Source organism: Parasutterella secunda (assembly GCF_016901835.1).
GTDB classification, from domain to species: Bacteria; Pseudomonadota; Gammaproteobacteria; order Burkholderiales; family Burkholderiaceae_F; genus Aphodousia; species Aphodousia faecavium.
In genome coordinates this window covers 26,129-47,716 of record NZ_JACJKX010000012.1, presented here as the reverse complement: position 1 = coordinate 47,716, position 21,588 = coordinate 26,129, and the positions used below count along the sequence as shown (strand labels likewise).

Genomic DNA, 21,588 nt, shown 5'->3' with positions numbered 1-21,588 from the left:
ACTCTATTGATGTTTTTGCGTTGTTCGTTCAAAGTCAGAGAACTCGGTTCGATGACTTTGACCGAGTTCTATCATTGCCTTCTTAAACTCAGTTGATTCATCTTTTTTGTCTTCGAACTTATTTTTGTATTCAATTCCGCTGTTGTACGTTGTACCGCCCAAAAATGCGTTATCTAAAACGGTGGGAAGACCAATCTGTTTTTCTTCGTAGAAGTTTTTTGCAGAAAAAGTTGTTCCTCTGTCAGCCAGTAACTCAGCATTGAGCTGTTCTTTTTCGTTATCAATAAAACCTTTCTCCTTAGAAACCGTTTGATTGAGCGGTTCGGTGTTTGGAGCTTCGCTCACAGATTTTCCTTCAAGAACTTGGTTGAAAGAACTCTGAATATCCAGAGTATCGGCAGAAAGAGAATGATCGAATTTTCGGGATGATTCAATATCAAAGGATTGTCTGTGGGGACGGGCCATGGTATCGATATCGACGGTAGTCAGCGGTATAGGATTTTCGTCATTCCAACCGGAATTGTTGATTTCCTTGTGCAGGGTATTGGCAAAAGCGCTTCTTGCTGCAGGGCTATGAAAGAGTACGTTTTGAGCGTTTTCAGCCGAACCGAATACCTCAATGGCCTTTTGCATGGCAAACTGGGAGTTCTCCATTAAAGTCCTCATGCTCTGATTAGAGACATAGTCCAATTGTTTAGACGCCGAGCGAGAAGCATTTTGATCAAAATGGGTCTGATTGCCGTATTGATAGGCACGTGTCAATTGTGCTTCAAAGTTTTTAGCGGCATTACGAATACCGGTATCTGCTGTATGGGTAGCAATTTGTCGAGTGGCAGATAGTAATGATTGATAAGCCAATTGACGTTGTTTGCTGTTTAAGGCACTTTCTTGTTGAGTAGCAGAGTCCAGGAGATGTTGAGTTGTTTGAATTTGACCGGACAGACCGGCAGATAAATTCCCACCCTCTCGTTCTGTTGAAATTGTTCCAGCTATCAGTGCATCGTTTATTGAATTCAATTGCATTGAAGAAAGAGACTTTACATTTGCCAAAGAGTCAGACGCCATTTCATTTTTAGGATTAATAAAGCTGTTGCCGGATTTGTTATTGCCACTACTGAGTCCTAAAGAAGTCTGAAGGGCTGCACTTTGTCCATTGGTTAATTGACTACTTAAAACATGATTGGAAGAGGAAGACAATGTATCAGTCAACTGATTCGAACGAGTATCGCTTGTTTGCAATCCGGATTGACGAATCAATGTGGTATTCAAAAGTCGCGTAAATCCTGCGACCGATTTATCTGCAGTCTGTGTGGTGTACGAACGAAGCGCTTGAATAGAATCAGAGTACGCAAAACTGTTTGTCATAGCGCTGGAGTTTGTCTGACTGCTTGCCTCTCCAAGTGAGGTAGCCGAAGATATCCCCATCGAAACAGGCGTCATTGACATACCGGTAACGGTACCCGACCCCGAGCGAGTAACCGAGCCGTAGGCAGAAGTGGTTTGGCTCATGCTGGAGTCCGTATAGCCCATCGATCGGTCATTTTTGTTGCCACCGACATTATTGGTGGATACATTGCCCCAACTTGTGTTACCCAAAGAAATGTTACCTGACGTGAGACTTGCCCCTTGGGACTGGGCGGCACTTTGTGCCGGAGCCATGACGCTTGCAGCTAATTGGGCGGTGGCAAAGTCACTGCCCTTGGCAATGGCAAACGCAATAACCGGGGCGAGAATTGTGAGAAAGCCGGCAATAGCCTGAGAGCTCGCCCCAGCTTCCCGAATGAGATTAGCGGCATAAATAGTGTTGGCCCCGTATTCCGCAATAATTTGATTCATCGGGTGGCTGTCCGTGTGAATAATGAGGTAATTCATCACAGCCGAAATCGGGGCCCAGAGTTGGATCCAAATCAAAAGTGTGAAGTAGCTCCTCAGAATAGTCCCTGCCATGTGGCCCACAGCTAAGACCATGATGAAAACCAACGGGAAAGAGGCAAGAATGATGAATTCAAGAGAATTTCTGACCTTGGGCAAAGCGTCCTTCGCAATTTCAGCCATGGTTCGATAGTTGATTTCTGACGATAGATTACCTTGAGCTTTGGCTAACGCCGTAGCGGTAGCAAGCGGGTGACCGGCTAAGGCGGCCACATTATCAATGTCCGTCTGCAGCGTATTCATAAAGACCGAATGCTTAATGGATGACGATAAGCTCTGGGAAATCCCAAGAAGCAAAGTTTCTGCCTGCGGCAGCACTCTCAATATCAATGTGCTTGCATCCATCTGATCGGGCAAAAGTTTCATCGCAAGAAACTTCTGAATGGCCGGTAATTCTGTTGTGGTCATATGGTTATCAACAAAAGCAATAGCCTCATCGCACCCGATCCAATTGCCTGCTGTGTCCTGAGTCATGCGGGCGGGATTGACCCAACCGGCCTGGGAGATGGTTTGCCACAAATTACCACTCGTGCTTAACGCTTCGATTTTGGCCGGGTTGTCGATTAATTCCGGCATGACGCAATTGCGGTTAAAGTCAGAAATAAGCGTTCGGCCTTGAACGGTGACGGGGCCTGCAGCCAGGACGGCGTTGACGGCCCGCTCGGGGAAAACCATCCCGAAGCGTGAGAAGCGTTCAGCCTCAACCCCCACAAACGTGTCTTCAAAGATGGTGGTGAGCCAATGCCCCACATGAGAGGTGGTACTTGCCATAAAAGCCAGACCCAAAGGGACATTAGAGACCACATAAACGGAACCCGATCGCTCATCGTTAATCGCGACATCGGTTTTGGGTAAAAGTGTCACACCGTAAAAAAGAAGCACAGCAAAGATGAAACTGCCGGCATCGAGTCCCCGATAGCGAAGGGCGCAGACCGTGATGACACAAAGAAAGCCGAAAAGCACGAGTGTTTTTAAGAGTCCCGTGTAGTCCGCAGAACCCGTAATAGCGACCACGGCTTCAAAGAGGTCTCTGATCTGGGCGCCGTTCCAATATGCAAAAAATTCAAAAGTCATGGTTCATCCTTATTCACGAGCACCCCAGCGGGAGGCAAGGTTCTGAGCAGCGTTGCCCATCAGACTGCGTTCAATGTGTTCAATCTGTTCCATGAAGCTTCGAGCTCGGGACATTTGCTGATAGATACGGTCACTTCTTGAAGCTAAATCCAGGCGTACGGAAGCAATGCGAGCGGAAATCCTTTTGACGTGTTCAGCGTTGATCGCATTGGCTTGAGCCCCACTTGCTCCGGTAATCACTTTTTCAATGTCGATTGTGAGTTGATCAAGCGCCCGCACAATGGCTTCATAGGAGGCAGCTTCTACATAGACTCGAAGAATGTCCTCTGAAAATCCCGCATAGCGGTGAATCGATAAGGTGTTAATTAACCGGATCAAGGGAATGGAAGAAGTCGAACCCAAAAGCAGAACATCTTCTTCGGTAACCCGGGAAGGATCGCGGCTTAAAAGTGACTGCCTGTAGTTCGTTGCAGCTTCCCAAAGGCGGTGCGTGAGGTTGATGTCATCAAGGGCCACGCGCTCGGGATAGAGGCATTTGGTGTCCTTAGTGGGGCACATGAGGCGTGTGGCATTACTGAGACTCACGCTTTCAGCAGAACCGAAAAGGAGACTTGCAATGTCTTCCCCCATAATGTACCGAGATCGAGCAACAGCAGAGGAATCGTCTCCCGCCTGGGTGTAGATCGTCGTGCCCACCAGCGTCATCATGAGTTCTTTGAGTTCTTTGGGGTACTTGGAGGTTAAGGTACCGCCCCCTAAAAGCGCCCAGGTGAGATTAATTTCACCCGCCTCAATCGTATTGCCGCCCGAGTCCGTGCGAGTCGGCGTGTTTTTAAAGATGGTCGCTCCATCGGTTCGGGTCATGGCATCGGCTTCGTAAGCATCTGAGGCAGTTCCGGAATCTCTCAGGTGGTTGGATGCTGAGTACCGAAGCTTTTGCATGTAGCCTTGGGCACCCGTCATGTCCAAAAGCGTTTGTGCAGCAGTGCAGGAATCTTGAAATTTGGAGCTGTATTCACGAATGAGGTCACGGAAACTTGTGACCTGTTCTGAAAGATCGGGTGACAGAGTCTGAAGCGCCAGTTGGAAAGCCAGGCCCGGCAAAGACGAGCCGATGGCTCTTAAGTAGTTTAAGAACTCCTCTTTTGAGGGAATGCTGAAGGCGCCCATGAAAAGATCAATGCCACCGCAGCCTGCGGACAATTTGGGCGGCGTAAATTGAAAAGGGGTGAAGTCAGTTCGCGGTGCACGGTAAACAAAGCCGCCCCCGGCGGCGATATTTAGATGAGCGGACTCGTAAATACCTGCAGCCGTGACGTTACCTTGGGCCACACCGGAAGATGAATCGTAGAAATCTTCCAGGAACCCGGCTTTAACAGTTAACGATAAAGAAAGCAGAGCAGCGGCGATCGTCAGACGAAATGAGAGAGGTCGCATGGCTTATTCATCCTTACAAGCGAGGGAGAGTTTTAATAGTTGAATTCATGGGTTGAGAAAGCCCTGAGGCCTGAACCAGACGGTCTTTGAGGTCTTCAAGCGACAAGGCACCCGAGGCAATGAGTTGAGCGTTTTGCCCCGTACGATCTACAAGGAAGACGGCAGGCGTCACTGTTGGCACTGAGCTGCTTAGCGTCATTAATCTCTTCACAATCCCGTTATCGGGTTTGGCATTGGGCCAGTCGTTGCTCACATCCCCTTTAATAGAGACGGGTAAAACAGAAATACCGGTTTGAGCTGAAAGATTGGTCATGACCGGAGCCATCATGCTGCAAAAAGAGCACTCCGCCTGAACAAGAACCACCAATCCTGCCTGTGAAGCCAAGGATTTCAAAGACGCCTCTTTTGCGAGTTTCTTTTCATCTTTTAGAGCCACCTGCGCAAAGTTGGCATTGGGATGAATGACCGTATGATCAAACCCCGGGTTGGCCCAAAGGGTTTCTTTCCAGCGTTGAGCGAAAACGGTGGATTTCTCGAGCATCAAGGTATTGATGGCCAGATACCCCTTGAGATTTTCTTCAGTGGGATCCATCACGGCGATATTCAGACGCCTTTGAGCTTCGGCTCGAAGTTCTTCAACCGTTTTAAATTCCTCAAGTTCCTTTGGATTGTCCTGAGTTTTCTCCTGATAAAAGAGAAAACCTCGGTCGGGGCTTGACCAGACGTCTTGCGTCCAGAAGTCCTCATTGGCACCATTGGCCAATAGGGGAGTCAGTAGTAAGAGAGAAACTAAAGTCTTTTTCATTTTTGTTTTCGTTATTAGCAATCTGTGCCGTAACAAGTGCCTTCTTTACCGGGCATATCGGCATAGGGATCTTTTTTAAGTTGTTCCTGTCGTGCCTTGGCACGAGTTTCAGCTTTTTTCTCATCAGGAATATTTACCTTGGAGGTATCAATCAAAGCTCCGAGCGCCTCGGGATCAATTTGTCCTAAATCCACCTGACTCATTTCCCACGCAGTAAGACCCTGACAGACCTGACTGTCTGTTACATCCCAAGGGCGCCCCAATTGTTCGTGGGCAGCTTCCTGCACCAAAAGGGCAAGCTTGGAGTTGTAGCAGCAGTGCGATTCGGTTTTAATGAGGCACTGCCCCATGAAGTACTCGGTGCAGACGCTTCCGACGTACCGGCAGGTATCTGCCCCACGCTTTAATTGCAAAGCCTGTTCTTCCTGAGTGCAGGAGAGATATTCGTTTGCGACTTCTAGTGCAACCATCGCGAAGAACGTCCAGGGATCAAAGGAGAACTGAAGGCTTCCGCCCACATAGCTCACAGACAGACCGTAGTAGGAGAGATTAGGGGAATAGGCTTGGCCTGCAGCCTCGCCATAGAGTTCGGTCATGACAGAGGCCACCGTCTCGTTACTCATCAAAATGTCATTCACATAGGGTGAGCCCAACGTGTGAATCGTTTCTTTGGCAATGTCAGCCGCAAAAACGTAAGAAACGGGAAGACCTGAGGCGTTGGAGTGCGAGCCTTTGACTTTACCCTTGCAGCAGGAGACGCCTCCCAATTTGTTGCGGCAGGTGTTCATTTCGCCTGTGAAGAACTTCAGGTTTTTGTAGTCGCCGTAAACGGCGGCCTGACGGACGACTTCGAGTTTAGTGACGGCATCGGCTAACCCCGTGTTAGGAGCATCATCCGTCGGTGTGCAAAGCCCGTGCTGACAGATGGACTCGGTGCAGACCTCTTCTTCAATAACGGTTTCGGGTGTTTCTTCACAGCTATAGGTATACGTCCAGAAAGAGCAGAAGGCCTCACTTCCGGCTAAGCACTTCTTTTCAATGAGTTGGCACTTACTGTTTTGGGAAAGATCCTCACAGGTGTTGACCGACTCATCATTGGTGCAGCCGTACTGTACTTCGTAGCGCCAACAGTCTTTATAAACGGGAGTTCCGTTCACAATGCGGGTCTCGGCACCTTCTGTGCAGACCTTACCTGTTACCTCACAGGTGGCTCTGGGCTGGGGAGCGCGAGTTAAAGTGGAACTGAAGGGACAGTTAGAGTCCTCGGTCATCCCGGTGATGATTTCTTCACTGCCTGACCATTCGATGTGAGTAGGCGCATCGGGGTATTTTGCTGAGCAGTAGAAGAGCGTGGAGTCGATCTCTTCGCTTTTGACTACACAGCCTTTGTCGGTGAGGAATTCACAGGTCTTCTTCTCACCTGATTCACAGACAAGTTGAGTTTGCTCCGATAAACAGATATCCGTGAAGATCGGGTGATAAGCAAGGCAAGTCGTATTGCCGACAGTGCAGGAGTGATTCCCGCAGGTGTTTTCGGTTTCTTTGACGCCGTCCAGAATATTGAGCTTTTCCACGAAGTGAATGTCCTCGTGCGGTGTAAACGAAGCATTTTCCTGACAGTCATAGGTAAGTGTCTGGGCTTTGTCTTTTCCGGTTGAGGCCTTGCAGCCTGCAGCAATCAAGTATCCGCATGAGGGGTTTTCAGGTTTGGTAATGCAGGAGTAAGTCAGTTCTCGCTTCCAGCAGGGCAGTGTTACGGATATGCCATCAACCACCCGGGTTTGATCCGGGGCGGTGCAGATCATCTGCGTTTGTGAGCAGGAAGAGTTTGCAGCCTGAGAGCAATATTTACCCGTCTCAAATTTGTCCGAAACAGAGGACTGCATGGGCAGTGCCGTCACGCCATTGGGTACGGGCGAAAGGGGAGAAGAGCAGGAAAAACTCTTTTTTCTCACTTCACAAACACCGGGTTTGGAGGAACTTAAGCACTCCGAGGCGGTTTCTTTGCAAGCCCCGTTCTTTTCTAATGGTGAGCAATAGTTAATCGTGTCCGAGCCCTGGCACTCGGTCACGGTTTCCCACTGCCAACAGTCACGATAGACTTTGACGCCTTGAATCGTACGGGTCTCGGGCCCTTGCAGACAGGTGTTTTTAGTAACCGTGCAGTTGCCGGCGGCCCAAGAGATCGATGAGACACACACCATCAGTACCCCAATCACGAAAGCAATTACTTGCATACCGTCTCCCAGCGTTCGATTTCTTTGTGATTGGGACGCAAGAGGGGAAGCGTAACCGTGACGGTTCGGGTACCTTTACCCTTATCGGTATTGGTAATCGTCACCTCATAGAAGTCCCGTTCTTCTTTTGTGTATTGGCGCACACTCATCACAAACTCAATTCGAAGGGTCTTTTTGACTGTCGCCGGAGCTGAGGTAAAGGTCGCCATGGGGCGGGAACCGAACTTCACCGTCATCGACATGGCGTTACTGCAGGCATACGAAATCGTGGCCGTGAGGTACGAGCCCGTACCGCCATAGCCCACGTCGTTAAAGGGTTTAAGACTCACGGTTTGGCTCTGAGCCGTGGTGCAGGGCGGCACCACTTCAATATTCAGAGTCTTGATACACGTCTCTTTGGTGGCGGGTTCCTGTTCAATGCGGCACTGATAAGGATAGGTTTTGGTGACATTGACCGTGACCGGGACCGTGCAGGCCGAGGTTTGGCTTTCAGCAGGGGCTTTTACGCATGAGTAGCGGTTTTCAGTGTGTGAGAGCACTTCCCGCTTGATGGAACAGGTTTTATTTTCAACGGTGTTGCCCGTGTGGCAGCGGTAGAGCTCACGTGTGCCCATTTCCATGGTCCAGCCTTCGGAGCAGGAACCGGTGATAACTCCGCCGCTTGATTCATCGCAGACTTCAATTTCCGATAACCCGGGGATGACCGTGGTGACTGTCTCACAATGCGTTTCAGTACTTACGATGCTGCCCGCCTCACCAATAATCGAATCGGCATTTTCAATGGTGTCCTGATACTCGCCCAGAATCTTGTCTTTTTCTTCGCCACTTAATTCCGGTTTATTGGCGCCTCCTTGATAAACAAGCTGTACGGCGAGACACTCGGGATCGTTTTTGGATAAACAGCCGTTGGCTTTATCGGCACCCGGTGTAAAGAGATCGCCCATACCGGACTCGGGCCGAAGGTTGGAGAGGTCTGACGTGTCGCCCACAAAGTCTTTGTTAACCACATCATTGCGTTTGTCGTTGGTGACAATGGTGCTGTAGCTCGGTCGCTCAACGGTTTGTGCAGCAGCGGCTGCGTCATTCACCGAAATATCGGCGGCCCACGCACTTTGAGTGACAAAGAACAAAATCACCGGGGAAATCAAACGCATCACGGTCTGTCCCCCAAACGATTGAGAGCGTTTTTGACTACCTCTGAGGCTTTAATGGATTGAGCGTTGTGAGGCTCTTTTTTTAAAGCCACTTCGATGTCTTTTGCCAAATAGTCAAGTGCATACCGAAGCGTGACGTCGCCTCGGGCGACAAAAAGAGCCTTTTTATTGTCACAGGCGCTCTTGCAGACCGGCATAAGTAGGATCTGAGGCACATCGTCAATACCTTGCCGGTTAAATAACACCGGATCAATTTTGACGGAGACGCCCAAGTCAGTGAGAAACTTAAAGTCGCTCAAGTGTCGGGCAACAAGGCCCTTACCGTACGTCTCTAAAATCGTACGGGGTTTGTCATGGGGTTTGGGCTCTATCTGACGACCGACACCTCTGAAAGATAGAGCGAGTCCTGCGTCTTTGGCGTCCTGCCCCAGTCGAATAAGGGATGCGCGGGGCATGGAAAGCGAGACCGCAATGTCTATTGCGATAGTCTCTTCGTCAGACTCAGGCAACGATTGAACGGTCTGTTGGGCTTCGTTAATGACGTTTTGAACCTCCAAAGGCGTCAAAGCGTATGGCGTTGAAGCAGACAACAGTGCTGTAAGAATCAAAAGCTTTTTCATGAATTGCCTCCCAAATTCATCCCTTGGCAGCAATCCCGGCGCCGCCAAATCAGGTACGCGCCGTCTTCGCCACGAACCGGAGGTGTTGTTCCGCCTAAAGCATCCATGGCGGTCGACGCTCCGAAGGGGCGGCAGCAAGTGCCTTCAGTTTGCCGTGAGGGCCAAACCATTTGGGTGCGGTAGACATCTTTACTCATCATGAATTCCAACTGCGGTCCGCACTGACCGTCTTTGCCCCATTGACGCCAGAGAAGCCCTTCTCGGTGAAGCTTTAACGTAAAGCGCTGAGTTAAGAGGCTAAAAGCCTGCTCATCGGTAATATGAGCATTCACCCAACCGGTTAAGGGAAAGAGGCTTCCCGCGCAGCCCGCACACCAATAAAGACTGTTAATGGGTAAATCTACGGTTGCGGCCACACAATCGAGACTGCAGGCGCCAAGCGCAATGGGGTTTGAAAAAAGGGTCACATCGGGGTTAAGTAAAAAAGAGCTCATCGAGTCATCCCACAAGGGATCGAGTTCTGTCATGTAGGCGACATCCCAGGGCGAAGCCTCTAAACACTTCGTATCAAAAAGCACCTCTAAGAGGTAAAGCCAGGGCGTGTGGTACCAGTGCACCTGATAAAAGCTTGTGCGATGGCCCCGCTCTTTGGGATTGGGCGTGCGGCCGTGAGCGGGTACAGAAAAGCGCCCGCCCATCGTGATTCCACCCAACGACGGGAAACAGAAAGGTTCCCGAACGATCTCAATCGTTCGGATGGGTTCCCAAAAGCCGATATTCATGCCGAACGTGATGTCAGCTTCTCCCATACAGCTGCAAAGGGAGTCGGCATCGGTTGTGACATCGGTAAAGCCAGAGCTGCTGATAAGACTCGTGTTTTGACCGACGGTAATCGGAAAGACACACTCCCAGCAGACGTCGGTCACGGGATTCGTGATTTTTCCGTAACAGGCGGCCGTTGCCACCGGTATAAAGGCGGCTGAGAGGATAGTGAAGAGAAGCTTTTTCATGGCTTATGGCCTTTTAAGAAATCTTTTGCGGGACGCACGCTCACCGTGATGCCCGTGGCTTTCATCTCGACATGAGCCGGAAGCGCATGAATCTTCAGTCTTTTAACGAGTGTTCCCCCTTGATCAAACCAAAGGCGAGTCTTTAAGACTTTTTGAGCGTTTTCGATAGAGCCCGCAACCAAAATCACGCGGCACGTGACTTCCTTTGGCTGCAAAAACGCTTGGGCGACTTTAAGGTGCATCGGGTTATCAGCATTGATAAAGAGCCACTCACGTCGATAGTCTTTGCCTAAAACCTCCAAGGCCTGTGGGTGAGTGTCAAAGCGCAGGCGCCGTGACTCGATCGCTTCGGGTAATGCGTGGCCGAGAGGCTTACTTGCCCAGTGCTTTAATAGGGCTTGATTGTCATGAATACGAGAAGAGGCATTTTGGGCTTCTTCCTCGGCATGACGCTTTATTATCGATAAAAGATCGATTTCGATGACGGGGTAGACCGGCCCAAGCGCCTGAGTCGGTGCACTCAGTGCGGAGGCTGAGCCCATGAAAAGTCCGAGGGTCAGTAAGAAAGAAGGCAATGTCATCGTGCGGTTTTTCCTACCAAAGGCAATAGGCCTGACCCCGAACGGTGTTGAGGCTGATGAGGCCCGGTGTCGCATAGCGACTGTCAAAACTGTCCGGGTGCTCGCCCACGGCAAAGAAAAATCCTTCTGGAATCGCGCAGGAATTGATAGGCCTCAAAGGCTCGCCCGTGCGGGAGGTGGGTTTGGCAAACGCTACGGGTTGACCGTTAATGAAAACAAAGCGGTTTTCAACCGCGACACGGTCTCCCGTAACACCCGCGACGCGTTTAATGAGTGTGATGCCATCGGGAATCGGGGCGGCGTTTTGCGAAGAAAAGGCCACCAGTTCACCGGGCTTGACACTTTTATCGCTTTTATCAATTAAGAAAATGCGTCCCGCAAGGCTCTCAGTGAGGTTAATAGCAAACTGAAAGCGCGAGATAAAAAGAGTGGTGAGACACGCGCCAATAATAAGCCCGAGGGCATGGCTTCTTACCCAAAGGCCAATCATCCGAATCAGAAGCTTCAAGTTCTCACGCATTTAGTGACCACCCTTTTTTAAAGCGGGAAAGTCTGCAAAGACATCGTTTTCAAGGGCTTCATAAAGACGACGGGTCTCGACTTCCGAGAGGTTGAGTTTTTGCATCACCTCTGCCGTGATATCGGTATCCGTGGGAGCCAAAAGGACCGATTTTTTATCGATAACGATTGTGTCTTTTCCGACAATAGAGACGATGACCTGCTCGAGTTTCGACTGAAATGCTCGGGACTCGGTGAGCACTTTGTCTGTTTCGCCCTCCCTCATGCGTTTGACCCAAATAAGCTTTTGGGCATCGGTCACTTTTTCGATATCAACTGTTACAACCGAGAGTGAAGCCTTAGCCTGAGTATTGAAGGCAAAGAAAAGGGCAACGAGCGCGCAAAGCAGGGCCGAAATCGTTATCCAAAGAAGGGAGTCTTGAAAAAGGGTCTCTTTTCTTGTCATTTCAAAATGTCTTTTAATTTCTTTTGATAGGTTTTGTTGTGTTGAAGACTCACCTGAAGGTAAGGAGAGTCCTTTTGGGTTTGCCGTGTTTGGCGTCGATTGCGATTTGCTTCGCTTTTAGTAACTCTTGAGCGCGTAAGCGTCGGATCCTGAGCCAAGTCCGACTCATAAGGGTCTTTGACGGCGTACCACTGCGTGCCGGGCGCGGCAAAGTTATCAACCACAAAGTCTTTATTCATACGAGCGCCTTTCATTTTTTAAGAGTTCGGTGATTGCCTCAGTCACGGTCAGCCCCTTTTGAAGAAGCGCGTCAATGCGGGCGACGTCTTGCGCACGGCTGGAGTACAAAAGGCGTGAGAAGGGATCAAAGCGGATTTGAAGAACCGAGGGGACGGTATCGGGCGTTGAAAAAAGGCACTCGGCGTATTCGCCCTCACGCATGCGAAGGTTTTTAATGGCGTTCATCTCCCAGGCTGAGAAAGCCACCTTCTTTTGACTTTGCATAAAGCGAATGGACTCTTCTTTTTGACGAAGTACAAAGCGGATGTCGGCGTTTTCCAGCGCGGCACGCGCCGTATCGTTTTGGTAGTAGTCGGCAAAAGACTGCGTGATCGTAATAAAGGAGGCGTTTTGTTTGCGCGCCCTGCGGTAGCCGTTTTGAATAAAGGTGCCGGCGTGCTTGTGACTTAATAGGTCCCACGCTTCGTCAATCACCACCATTTTGCGAATATGTTTGTCGCCAGCGGTGAGATCCTGGGTAATTAAGAAGATAAGACACAAAAGTACAACGCTTTGAAGCGTTTTGCGCCCTTTAAGTCCCTCAAGCTCCAGGACAATAAAGTCATGGGTGAAATTAACGGTTGAAGCACCATCAAAGTAACGCCCGTACGCTCCCTCACGACTGAAGGGTGCAAGTTGCACGGCCAAATCCAAGACACGCGAGTCAACCCTTTGGGGTTTATCGGGGTGAACAAAGCCCGTTGATAGGCTTTGCACGAGATCAGTAACGGTAGCAATACGGTTATCCTCGCGGGCTTTAGCCAGACAATGAATAACGTGTGTTTGCAATACGCTTTGCGCAAAGTCCGTCAGGCCCTCATTGGGCGAGGCCATCTCCGTGAGAATGGGCAGTAAAAATCCCATGTCCTCTTTAATGTCTCGAACCAATTCAAAGGGGTTGATGACAAGCCTGGTGTGAGGGGCGTACTCAATCCATTGACCGTTTAAAAGTCTGCAGAGTTTTTTATAGGACGCCCCCACGTCAATCACGTAGGTTTTCCCGCCCGTGCCCAGGTTACCGGTGATGAGGTCATTGGTAAGGGCACTTTTCCCGGCCCCTGACGTCCCCACAATGATCGCGTTGTAGTTACCGGAACTTGCAAAAAGATCGATCGGGGTGATCTGACCTCGCTCACCCGTTAAAAGTAAAAGGGGCGTGAGAGACTCTTCGGCGTTTCTTCTGCCCGTGCCTTGAAACTCAGCCAAAAAGGGCGAGAGATTGGCAGCGTCCGTGAGCGTCTTTGTGCTTTGCCGTTGGGCAAGCTCCAGGTCTTTTGCCAAAATCGGGCCCATTGTCATGGGTAACGTCGTCATGAGACTTTGCCAGTGCATGCGCGTATCGCGCGTGAGATCCAGATGCGCTTCTTTAAAAACGGTAATCGCGGCTTCAATGCACTCCTCTCGATTTTTACTAGGGGCAAGTAGCAGTACCTGGTGCGTGATTTTGCAAAGACCGCCGTTTTTCGCGTACTCGTCGGTCACGATGTCGTAGTCTTCTTTGCGCCTTTGAAGATAGGGGAGGTAGTGGGCCAATTCGCTTGACGCAATTTGCTTGGAGCGTGCGGCCATAAGGTTCGCCCTGGCCTTCGTTTTCTCATAATCGGGCATGGAGACTGCGCACGTCACGAGAAACGGGCAGGGGATATCCAGCACTTTATTGCCGATAAAGCGGCGCGTGAGCGCTAAGGCATAGTCCCCGGGGTAGCCAGTGACAGATAGCCCCGTAAGGCTTACCGAACGATCAGTGTGCGCGCTTGAGAGTTCAATTGCCTCTTCTTTAATTCTCATGCGGGTATCGGGATCCATCAGGCCAAGAGAGAGCAAGTCCCGGCTGTTGGGTCGCGCTCGGGTTTTTAAGTCAGAGGGATCTTTATGAGCATTCAGTATCGTTCGGACCGTGAGGTAGAGGTCTTGTGCCTCCCACGTGTGGCTATAGAGGTACTGAGACTTTAAAAGGGTGATCAAACGCTCGCGCTCTTTTTTCGCGCGCTCAACCGTTGAGAAAAGTTCTTTGTCGCCTAGGGGAATCGCAACGGAGACCCAGGCACGATAATGACGGACGCGAAAGTGAGAACCCGCCGAGAGCCCATGATGGACGCCATGGTTTAGATAGCGTACACGCTCGTGGGCTAAGTGCGTGAGGGTTTGAGCGGCAGATTGCTTATTTTCCGTGGCTAAAAAGTGAGGAGTGCGGCTTGCGATGTAGGCGTTTGTAGCCCAATTGATATCGGGTTCGGCAAAAAGCGTCACCTGAATACCGGTGCCGGTGGGTAAGTCGGGTGAAAAAAGAGAGGCCAATTGCTCGGCCATCTCAGGCGTTGCTCCGGTTTGCGGAATCATCTCAAGCGTAAAGCCCACGGACTCGATTGCCAGATGCTTTTCATCCATGATGGCAAAAAGCCCGGGCTCAATCTCATGTCCATAGGGTAAAAGAGAGCCCACCCGGTCAATGAGGGTGTTGGATCCCCGAGTCACACCAAGTGCCTCATCATCCATCGTGAGGTTGGAGGCAAGACTTTTATAGGTGAGAGACTCTTTAAATTTTTGAGCCAATGAAAAAATGGATTTCTTCATCGGGCGCTACCTTTTAAGGGAGAGATCATGCGATCGGAACTTTCGTCTAGCGACTTGATTTCAAGCGACTCCGGTGCCCAACGGGCGGTGCGAACGGTAGTAAAGATCACGTGCTCGGCGTGAAGGTCTCCCTCCATATCAATATAGGGCGCAATCCAGATACGAAGAATTTCTTCAGGAGCTCTCTTGGGACTCATGAGAGGCGTTTGAATCGCTAAGGGATCAAAGCTTTGAGAGACGGTGTCGCGATCAGATTCTTCTCTGATCACGATAGCCTTGCCCAGGGTTTCTTCTTTATCCAAAGACTCATGAACCGCAGATAAGGAGGCGCAGCGGGGAGTCATATCCACGGAACACGCAAAATCCGATTGTGCATCCTGCAGGCCTGAGAGCGACGAGCACCCGGTTAAAGTAAGTAGAGCGACTAAAAGGGGAAAAGACACTAATGAACGCATCATTTGCTCTCCTTTATTGCATCTTTCATTTTTTGAATATCTTTGAACTTCTCTTGAATGGCCTTGGCTGATAGGGCGCCTGTGATGCGCTCTCCGTTTTCAAAGAAAAGTGTAGGGGTCCCTTTAATGCCAAGCTCTGCCATGAGTTTTTCGTTTTGGGTAAGGGGTGTGGTGCAGTGTGCCGGGCCCTCTAACTCGCGATCTTTGAGCATGACGTCTTCTAAAGCCTCTGCCTGATTCTTAGCGCACCAGATGCGAGCCGAGACTTCTTTCGCATCCGGATGCAGTGACGTCAAAGGCGTTAAAAATGTATAGAGGCGAACGTCAGTGAGTTGGGTAAGTTCCGCTTCAAGTTTTTTACAAAATGGGCAGCGGGGATCGGTAAAGACAAAAAGCGTGTTGTTGGGGTTCCCTTTTTCTCTGACAATGGCGTTTTCGAGGGGAAGTTTTGTGACATCCACCATTTGGGCAAGTGTCTTCATGGGAGCCGTGAGATCCGTTTGAGTCGCCATGTCGTAAAAGACCCCGCCGAAGAGCCAGTGACGGAAATAGGTATCACGGTTTTCGTCAGTGATCTTCTCAAGTTCTTTAAGGGTTTGAGGGGTAACGAAGACGTAGCTCACCCCTTCACCCAAAATTACTTCATAAAAACCGGGTACAGGTGTTTGCCTCACGAAACGGATACGGTTTTGGGGATAGACCCGTTGAAGCGTTGCGAGGAGTTTTTGCTCCTCTTCACTTAAAGACGTTTGTCTAAAAAGTTGTGCATAGGGCTCGGTCTGGCTTTGTGCCAACACATCGGTAATCGAAAAATTCATGGCTAGACTCGCAAGTAGTGCAATAAGTGTGTGTTTCATAGTCGTACTTAGAAAAGGGATTTTTCAGTCGCAATGGAGGCGCTTTGCGTGATGACGATATCGACGTCACGCCCGGCATCGACCTCTAAAACGGGGAAAATTTTGTCGGCGAGTTTCAGGTAATAGTCTGCTACGCGATCCAAGGCATCCTGCATTCCTTCACCGAGTCCCGCCCGCCAGGGGTTATTGACGGAATGGGTGACGGTGCCCGCAAAATTGGTGGAAGAGTCTTGGGCAGCCAAGCTCACGGCTTCTCCAAGGCCCGAGAGCGTGCCAACAAGTAAGGCATTCGCAATGGCCTGCCCTGAGCGCGTCACCACACGTGCTTTAAGTCCCGTTTTGCCGTCTTCACCTGTGACGTAGCCCGTGACTTTGACGTCAATCGCACCGCGGGACTCAGTGATGCAACTTAAACGATCCAGGCGCACAAGGACCCGCTCGGAACTTAAGTCACCGGTAGCATTAGCCGTGACCATGCAGCGCTTGACGTCCGAGCGGTAACGGTTGGGTAAAAAAGCCGGGTCCTTGATTTCCAAAAGCATCGGAACGGGATTGCCGTTAGCCTGCCCGCCGCTTGGAGCTTCAACGCCGTTAAGAAGTCGAGCTCGGGCGAAGGTGCCAGTGATCAGGAGGTCATCAGCTTTTCTTTCCCTTGTACGGTTTTTACTGATGCCTTCTTTTTTATCGGCGTTGTTCTCTTTGTCTTTAGTAGCGTCGCTCACCTTTTTTATGACAAGGCGAGGCCCTGTGTCTTGAGAGGAAGAGGCGATCGTGTGGCGGGTGTTTTGTCCCGGCGAGTAAGATACACCGGGCACGGGCCCCATTTCCTGAGTGACGGCCTCAAACGTTTCATCAAAGCGGGTTTGAGCGTCTTTCATTTTTGCTTCCCGCTTTTGGCGTTCTGCCTCACGTTTCATTTGAGCCGAAAGGGAAGCAACTTCTTTTTCAAGTTCCGTCATCTGTGCGCCGTACGTTGTCACAAAGTGCTCTTCGTTAAACGAGTCGTTTTTAAGGTTGATGGTGGTGCTTGCGGGCTTTTTCTCCTTTTCCGACCGGTCTTGCGAAATAAAGGCAATGACGATGGCAAAGGTGACCAAAAGGGTGACGAGCCCTGCAAGTATCACCCACTGACGAATGCGAAGATCGGTGTTTTTCATCGTTTTGCCTCATTCGTTGTGAGTGGCGTGTTTTTCATGACAAGAAAAACACGCGTGAAGTCCTGAGGCTTTAAAGTCGTTTTCTGAAAGGCAACCGCCAAGACACCTCGCTCATAAAAGAATTTCTCTTCAAGCGTCACAGTAGTTTGTGAAGTGTTGGTGTGCAAAAGCACTTTGCCCACCAGTTCATCGTTTGCCATGAGTTTGAGGCAGCCTTTGCCGCAGCGGTTTGTGGCATGAAAGCCTTCGGGCAACTCGTCTCGGGCAAGGGCTCGAATGAGTTTGGTCACGCGCTTATCCAAGTCCGGCGCATCAATCGCATCAGTTAAAGCTTTGGGTTGATAAGAAGAAGCTAAACTCGCTTTGGGCGACTCTTTGGCCCCGAGGATGATCTCTTGGCTTCGGATCGCCTGAGGCATTAAGGTCAGGGCGTGCGTTTCCTTATCCTCCGTTGTGACAAAAAGCGCAACGGGTTCATTCGTTTTCGGAAAAACGAATATTTGGCCCGTGGCTTCTTCTGTTTGCATATCAAGTTGCCTCGCATCAAAAATAGCGTTCGTGATCTTTTTTCCTGTGACGGCAATGCGGTTGGGTCCGGTGAGACTCACGGCAAAAGCAGGAGCACTTTGCGCCTGTGCTTTTGGGTTGGAAACCGAATGGATGGCTTCTTTAACGGTTTCGTCCATTGAAGACTCAAAGTCAGGCGCCATACCGGCATAAGTGAGAGCGGGGCACAAAACGAGTGCCAATGCACCGATTTTGAGACAAAAAGAGACTCTCAGACGGTCTGATAAAAACGTTTTCATAAAAGTGTGAAGAAGGGTTAAGACAATCGGTGAAGATTTAGTTGCGAGAATTCGCCTCACCCGATTCGGAGAGTTCTGTAAGTTGCAGTTTTCCTGCGACCATCGTAAAGCGCATCGTAATCAGAGACTGTTCTCTTAACGTTTCCGTTTTACCGATAAAGTGGCGCTTTAGACCCGAGGCTTCAACGGTTAAGGATTCAGGCGTCACCGTCATCGACTGCACGGAAAAAAGACTGCTTGCGTGTAATCGCTTTAACGTTTGGGCCTGACGGGTTAATAATTCATTGATGGCCCCGAAGCTTGCGGGCGAGACATGTCGCAAAAGCGTCTCACGGTTAAAGTCTGCGTTTTCAGGTGTCACATTCATCGCTAGAGACAAAAGGTCGCGCGCGACGAGCATCAGGTAGTCCTGATCAACATGCTTTTCGGTCACGGTCATCGGGTGCGTGGTTTCGTTAATCCCCACCGGAACAAGAACAGTGGTGACAGAATCCTTTTTAAAAAGAAGACCTGCAGCCAAAATGACGTTCGTGGCAACAGAGGCCGCCAGAATGCCGATCGTGAGGCGCTTTAAACCTAGGCGAGCGGCTAAGTCAGATGAAATCAGAGCGTAAGCGTTCATGGTGATCTACCCCATGAATTCGCGCCGAAACGATTCGGGACTGCGGCGAAAGGGTTTACCGGGCAGATACCAATAAAGCGTATGAATCCCGTAGCCCTTGGCTCTTCCCTGACGAAGTTTGCTCCAGGCTTTGGCAAAGACGACTCCTAAAACAACTCCCACTAGGAGACTGCCCACCATCACTCCGATCGCAAACCCGGTCACAAAAAGAGCCGAGACATCAAAATCCCAAATAAAGATTTTGGCACCGGCATCCAACTCTCGCGGAACCGGCACAAGCCCCATTTCGTTTCGGCGCAAGCTCATGAAAGGTTGTCCTTATCCTTAGATAACTGCCGTCAAAATCCCTTCAACCACGCTCGGGGCAATCAAAAGGCACATGGCAGCAGCCAAACATCCCACTGCCCCCATGATGGAACCGCGGACAATACCCATACCTAAACCCACCAAAAGGAAAATAAGAGCGATGGCACGACCGAGATAGCCCGTTGCCCAATCGTGCACGAGGTCATAGAGTTCCTGAAATTCGGTACCCGTGGTGCCCGCAAAAGCAGAAGCTGACAGTAAACCCAAAACTAAGCAAAGGGAGAGGTTCTTTTTCATGATTGTCCTTTCATTTTTTTTGTTATAGGCTCAGACTCCGCTGAGCTGACAGGGGCGGTATCGTGCATGAAAAGAAGCCCCGTGTAAATCCCAGGATTTACCCGACCGGATGGTTCTCAAAATGAAGTTAAGTGGTGTAAAAGTTCTTATGAAAGACGAGACTTCTCCATTCTGAAATGCTCTTAGGGTTCAAAAGTGGCAAGTGACTTAATTTGGATTGGACAATGCGTTCCTATGGAAAACTAAGGGGATTTGATTTTTGTCAAGGGGAAAAGGAGCGCGACTATGCTCAGTAAGAACGGTGGAATCGGTTTTTGGGAACGTTTTTAACGGCCCTCGATGCGGGAATGTGTTAATTAAAGAAATTGCTTAAAGGGATGAAAATGGCACAAAAAGACCGTCTTCAGAGTGCAGATCTCTATCGATTCGGAAAGGGCAGTACAAGTGCCGGAAATTCGCCTTCCGGCCATAACGAGGAAACGTATGATGAGCCTGTGAACATCAATGTTTACTGTGAGATTGAGGAAGAGGGACGAGAAAAAAGGCGACCAGGGAGTTTGTTCTTTGGGTTAATTGGGTCGATTTTGGATGGGATCGTAGGATTTTTCTATCTGGTTGTTTTTTTAGCTCTTCTCATTGGAGTAATAGATTATTTTTCAATGAGTTAGCCTCTTATTTATTTTAGATAGGTGCGAATTGAGGCTAACTCGCACCAAATTAAATTTGTATGTGAATTAGTCTAATGACTCAAAGGTTTGTTTCTTAAGAATTTAGAAATTCACTGATTTTGTACCTTGGTCGGTGCTTTGTTTCAAGATAAATTTTGCCGATATATTCTCCGACAACACCAATGGACAATAGGACCAGTCCACCGATAGCCCAGATGGAGCAAATAACGCTTGCCCAACCAATGACTGTTTCATCCACAAACCATTGAACTAACGAATAGATCAACATAAGTAGGCTGACAAAAAATATAACAAAACCTAAGAGCGTGATGAAACGGAGGGGTTTAGTTGATAAAGAAGTTACTCCTTCCAGAGCAAAAGCCAACATCTTTTTTAAGGGATATTTACTTTCGCCGGCGAAGCGCTCCCCACGTTCATAAAACACAGACGTGGTTTTATAGCCAAGCATGGGGACAATTCCACGAAGGAAAAGATTGACCTCAGAGTATTCGGATAAATCGTCTAAAGCACGTTTACTCATTAGACGATAGTCTGCATGATTAAAAACAATATCGGCGCCTAACAACTTTATAAATTTGTAGTAGCCCTCTGCGGTAAAGCGTTTAAAAAATGTATCTGTTTTTCTACTTGATCGTACTCCATAAACTATGTCGTAGCCTTCATAGTATTTTTCAATCATTGAATCGATTGCATTGATATCGTCTTGTAGGTCCGCGTCAAGTGAAATAACAAAATCAGCGTAGTTTTTGGCAGACATAAGACCTGCCAGAAGAGCGTTTTGATGCCCGCGGTTTCTTGAAAGTGTTGCTCCGCTATAAAGTGGATCGGAGTGATGAAGTTCCTTGATAATGAACCAAGTCCGATCTTTGGAACCATCATTGACAAACAGAATTCTGCTTTTCTCTGAAATTAGTTTTTCAGATATTAGTTGTTGAAGTTTTTCTTTAAGTCTTTTTGATGTTTCAGGTAAGACTTCTTCTTCGTTATAGCAGGGCACAACAAAGAATGCGATATGTGGGTTCTGGGGGGGGGGCAGTAAAACTCATTTGTCTAATCGGTGAATAACAAGCAGATACGACGGATTGTACTTGTTTTTTTTTATATGTTTGGTTTGTTATTTGAAGTAATGCGTAATAAAGCGATGAACAGAGAACATCATCAATAAAAATCCCCCGAGAATCCAAAAGGGATCAATCCATACCGGCGCCAGACTCAAAATAAACATTATCTCAATCAAAACGAAAAAGGCGGCAATGGCTATTCTGAATTGAAAAGAGTCTGAGGGTAGAAATTTCACATGCCGAATTTCTCTTGCACACATTGCATCCACTACCACTGCTCCCAAAATAGGAATCATCAGTAAGGCTAAAAGGCTGGTTACCAGAACTCTGCCGATCGCTAATACAATCAAAGCAAACATGGCTTGAAAGTAAGGCTCTTGAGACACACGGGTGACAGCGCCTTCAATTTCATGATCGACCACTCCCGATGAATGCCTGAGCGTTGAGCGGTCACCAGTCGGAATCGGAGATTGAAAAATAAAGTTTTGAATGGAAATGAGTTGATTATCCACGGCATTGACTAAATCAAATCCGAGATGTTCGGTTTGCCAAGCACGTTCCCGTTCAATCAATTCAAAAATGCTCGATTGATTTCGGGCACCCGGCCACCAAAGAAGCGATACGCAGACACAGAAAATTAAACTTAACCAAAGAAAGCGGCTCATGATGGA

General features: G+C 49.1%; 22 protein-coding genes. 1 reads left to right on the top strand and 21 read right to left on the bottom strand.

Going from position 1 to position 21,588, the window contains the following annotated elements:
• Nucleotides 1-3: 3 nt before the first annotated feature.
• From H5985_RS07000 to traA, 19 genes are read right to left on the bottom strand one after another with little or no spacing between them, the layout of a single operon-like run.
• Entirely contained in the window at nt 4-3,006 is a 3,003-nt protein-coding gene (locus tag H5985_RS07000) for a conjugal transfer protein TraG N-terminal domain-containing protein (RefSeq protein ID WP_205050599.1), read from the bottom strand.
• A gap of 9 nt (nt 3,007-3,015) precedes the next feature.
• On the bottom strand, nt 3,016-4,443 hold the full coding sequence (locus tag H5985_RS06995) for a conjugal transfer protein TraH (protein WP_205050598.1): 1,428 nt from the start codon (nt 4,441-4,443) through the stop codon (nt 3,016-3,018).
• Nucleotides 4,444-4,456: 13 nt separating this feature from the next.
• Nucleotides 4,457-5,248: a conjugal transfer protein TraF gene (locus H5985_RS06990; RefSeq protein ID WP_205050597.1), complete on the bottom strand. Its 792-nt coding sequence runs from the start codon at nt 5,246-5,248 to the stop codon at nt 4,457-4,459.
• 14 nt (nt 5,249-5,262) lie between these two features.
• Nucleotides 5,263-7,485, bottom strand: a complete 2,223-nt coding sequence (gene traN, locus H5985_RS06985) for a conjugal transfer protein TraN (protein WP_205050596.1) — start codon at nt 7,483-7,485, stop codon at nt 5,263-5,265.
• Nucleotides 7,476-8,639, bottom strand: a complete 1,164-nt coding sequence (locus tag H5985_RS06980) for a hypothetical protein (RefSeq protein WP_205050595.1) — start codon at nt 8,637-8,639, stop codon at nt 7,476-7,478. Before H5985_RS06980 ends, traN begins: the two co-directional genes overlap by 10 nt.
• Complete coding sequence (locus H5985_RS06975) at nt 8,639-9,259, bottom strand: TrbC family F-type conjugative pilus assembly protein (protein WP_205050594.1); 621 nt, start codon at nt 9,257-9,259, stop codon at nt 8,639-8,641. Before H5985_RS06975 ends, H5985_RS06980 begins: the two co-directional genes overlap by 1 nt.
• A complete protein-coding gene (locus tag H5985_RS06970; protein WP_205050593.1) occupies nt 9,256-10,269 on the bottom strand; it encodes a TraU family protein in 1,014 nt (337 codons plus the stop codon). The genes H5985_RS06975 and H5985_RS06970 overlap by 4 nt, the downstream gene beginning before the upstream one ends.
• Entirely contained in the window at nt 10,266-10,850 is a 585-nt protein-coding gene (locus H5985_RS06965) for a hypothetical protein (RefSeq protein ID WP_205050592.1), read from the bottom strand. The genes H5985_RS06970 and H5985_RS06965 overlap by 4 nt, the downstream gene beginning before the upstream one ends.
• A 13-nt stretch (nt 10,851-10,863) precedes the next feature.
• Nucleotides 10,864-11,370: a signal peptidase I gene (gene lepB / locus H5985_RS06960; protein ID WP_205050591.1), complete on the bottom strand. Its 507-nt coding sequence runs from the start codon at nt 11,368-11,370 to the stop codon at nt 10,864-10,866.
• Entirely contained in the window at nt 11,371-11,814 is a 444-nt protein-coding gene (locus tag H5985_RS06955) for an OmpH family outer membrane protein (protein ID WP_205050590.1), read from the bottom strand.
• Nucleotides 11,811-12,053 carry a hypothetical protein gene (locus tag H5985_RS06950; protein ID WP_205050589.1) on the bottom strand — a complete coding sequence of 81 codons (243 nt, stop codon included), beginning with the start codon at nt 12,051-12,053 and terminating at the stop codon, nt 11,811-11,813. The genes H5985_RS06955 and H5985_RS06950 overlap by 4 nt, the downstream gene beginning before the upstream one ends.
• Entirely contained in the window at nt 12,046-14,667 is a 2,622-nt protein-coding gene (gene traC / locus H5985_RS06945) for a type IV secretion system protein TraC (RefSeq protein WP_205050588.1), read from the bottom strand. Before traC ends, H5985_RS06950 begins: the two co-directional genes overlap by 8 nt.
• Complete coding sequence (traV, locus tag H5985_RS06940) at nt 14,664-15,125, bottom strand: type IV conjugative transfer system lipoprotein TraV (RefSeq protein ID WP_205050587.1); 462 nt, start codon at nt 15,123-15,125, stop codon at nt 14,664-14,666. Before traV ends, traC begins: the two co-directional genes overlap by 4 nt.
• On the bottom strand, nt 15,122-15,940 hold the full coding sequence (locus tag H5985_RS06935; protein WP_205050586.1) for a DsbC family protein: 819 nt from the start codon (nt 15,938-15,940) through the stop codon (nt 15,122-15,124). The genes traV and H5985_RS06935 overlap by 4 nt, the downstream gene beginning before the upstream one ends.
• A gap of 47 nt (nt 15,941-15,987) precedes the next feature.
• Nucleotides 15,988-17,136 (bottom strand): TrbI/VirB10 family protein, encoded by a 1,149-nt coding sequence (locus H5985_RS06930; protein ID WP_205050585.1) that lies wholly within the window; start codon nt 17,134-17,136, stop codon nt 15,988-15,990.
• A complete protein-coding gene (locus H5985_RS06925; protein ID WP_205050584.1) occupies nt 17,133-17,942 on the bottom strand; it encodes a TraK domain-containing protein in 810 nt (269 codons plus the stop codon). The genes H5985_RS06930 and H5985_RS06925 overlap by 4 nt, the downstream gene beginning before the upstream one ends.
• A gap of 37 nt (nt 17,943-17,979) precedes the next feature.
• Complete coding sequence (gene traE, locus H5985_RS06920) at nt 17,980-18,564, bottom strand: type IV conjugative transfer system protein TraE (protein WP_205050583.1); 585 nt, start codon at nt 18,562-18,564, stop codon at nt 17,980-17,982.
• 6 nt (nt 18,565-18,570) lie between these two features.
• The gene (traL, locus tag H5985_RS06915; RefSeq protein ID WP_205050582.1) at nt 18,571-18,870 is read right to left on the bottom strand and encodes a type IV conjugative transfer system protein TraL; all 300 of its coding nucleotides are present in this window, start codon (nt 18,868-18,870) and stop codon (nt 18,571-18,573) included.
• An 18-nt stretch (nt 18,871-18,888) separates the two neighbouring features.
• Nucleotides 18,889-19,167: a TraA family conjugative transfer protein gene (gene traA, locus H5985_RS06910; protein WP_205050581.1), complete on the bottom strand. Its 279-nt coding sequence runs from the start codon at nt 19,165-19,167 to the stop codon at nt 18,889-18,891.
• A 383-nt stretch (nt 19,168-19,550) separates the two neighbouring features.
• Between traA and H5985_RS06905 the strand changes: the two genes are divergently transcribed.
• Nucleotides 19,551-19,835, top strand: coding sequence for a hypothetical protein (locus H5985_RS06905; protein ID WP_205050580.1), 285 nt, complete (start codon nt 19,551-19,553; stop codon nt 19,833-19,835).
• 94 nt (nt 19,836-19,929) lie between these two features.
• Here H5985_RS06905 and H5985_RS06900 read toward each other — a convergent pair whose 3' ends face one another.
• Together H5985_RS06900 and H5985_RS06895 are read right to left on the bottom strand one after the other, a co-directional pair.
• Nucleotides 19,930-20,853 (bottom strand): glycosyltransferase family 2 protein, encoded by a 924-nt coding sequence (locus H5985_RS06900; protein WP_338124962.1) that lies wholly within the window; start codon nt 20,851-20,853, stop codon nt 19,930-19,932.
• Nucleotides 20,854-20,970: 117 nt separating this feature from the next.
• Nucleotides 20,971-21,582: an IncC plasmid conjugative DNA transfer DtrJ family protein gene (locus H5985_RS06895; protein WP_205050579.1), complete on the bottom strand. Its 612-nt coding sequence runs from the start codon at nt 21,580-21,582 to the stop codon at nt 20,971-20,973.
• Nucleotides 21,583-21,588: the final 6 nt, after the last annotated feature.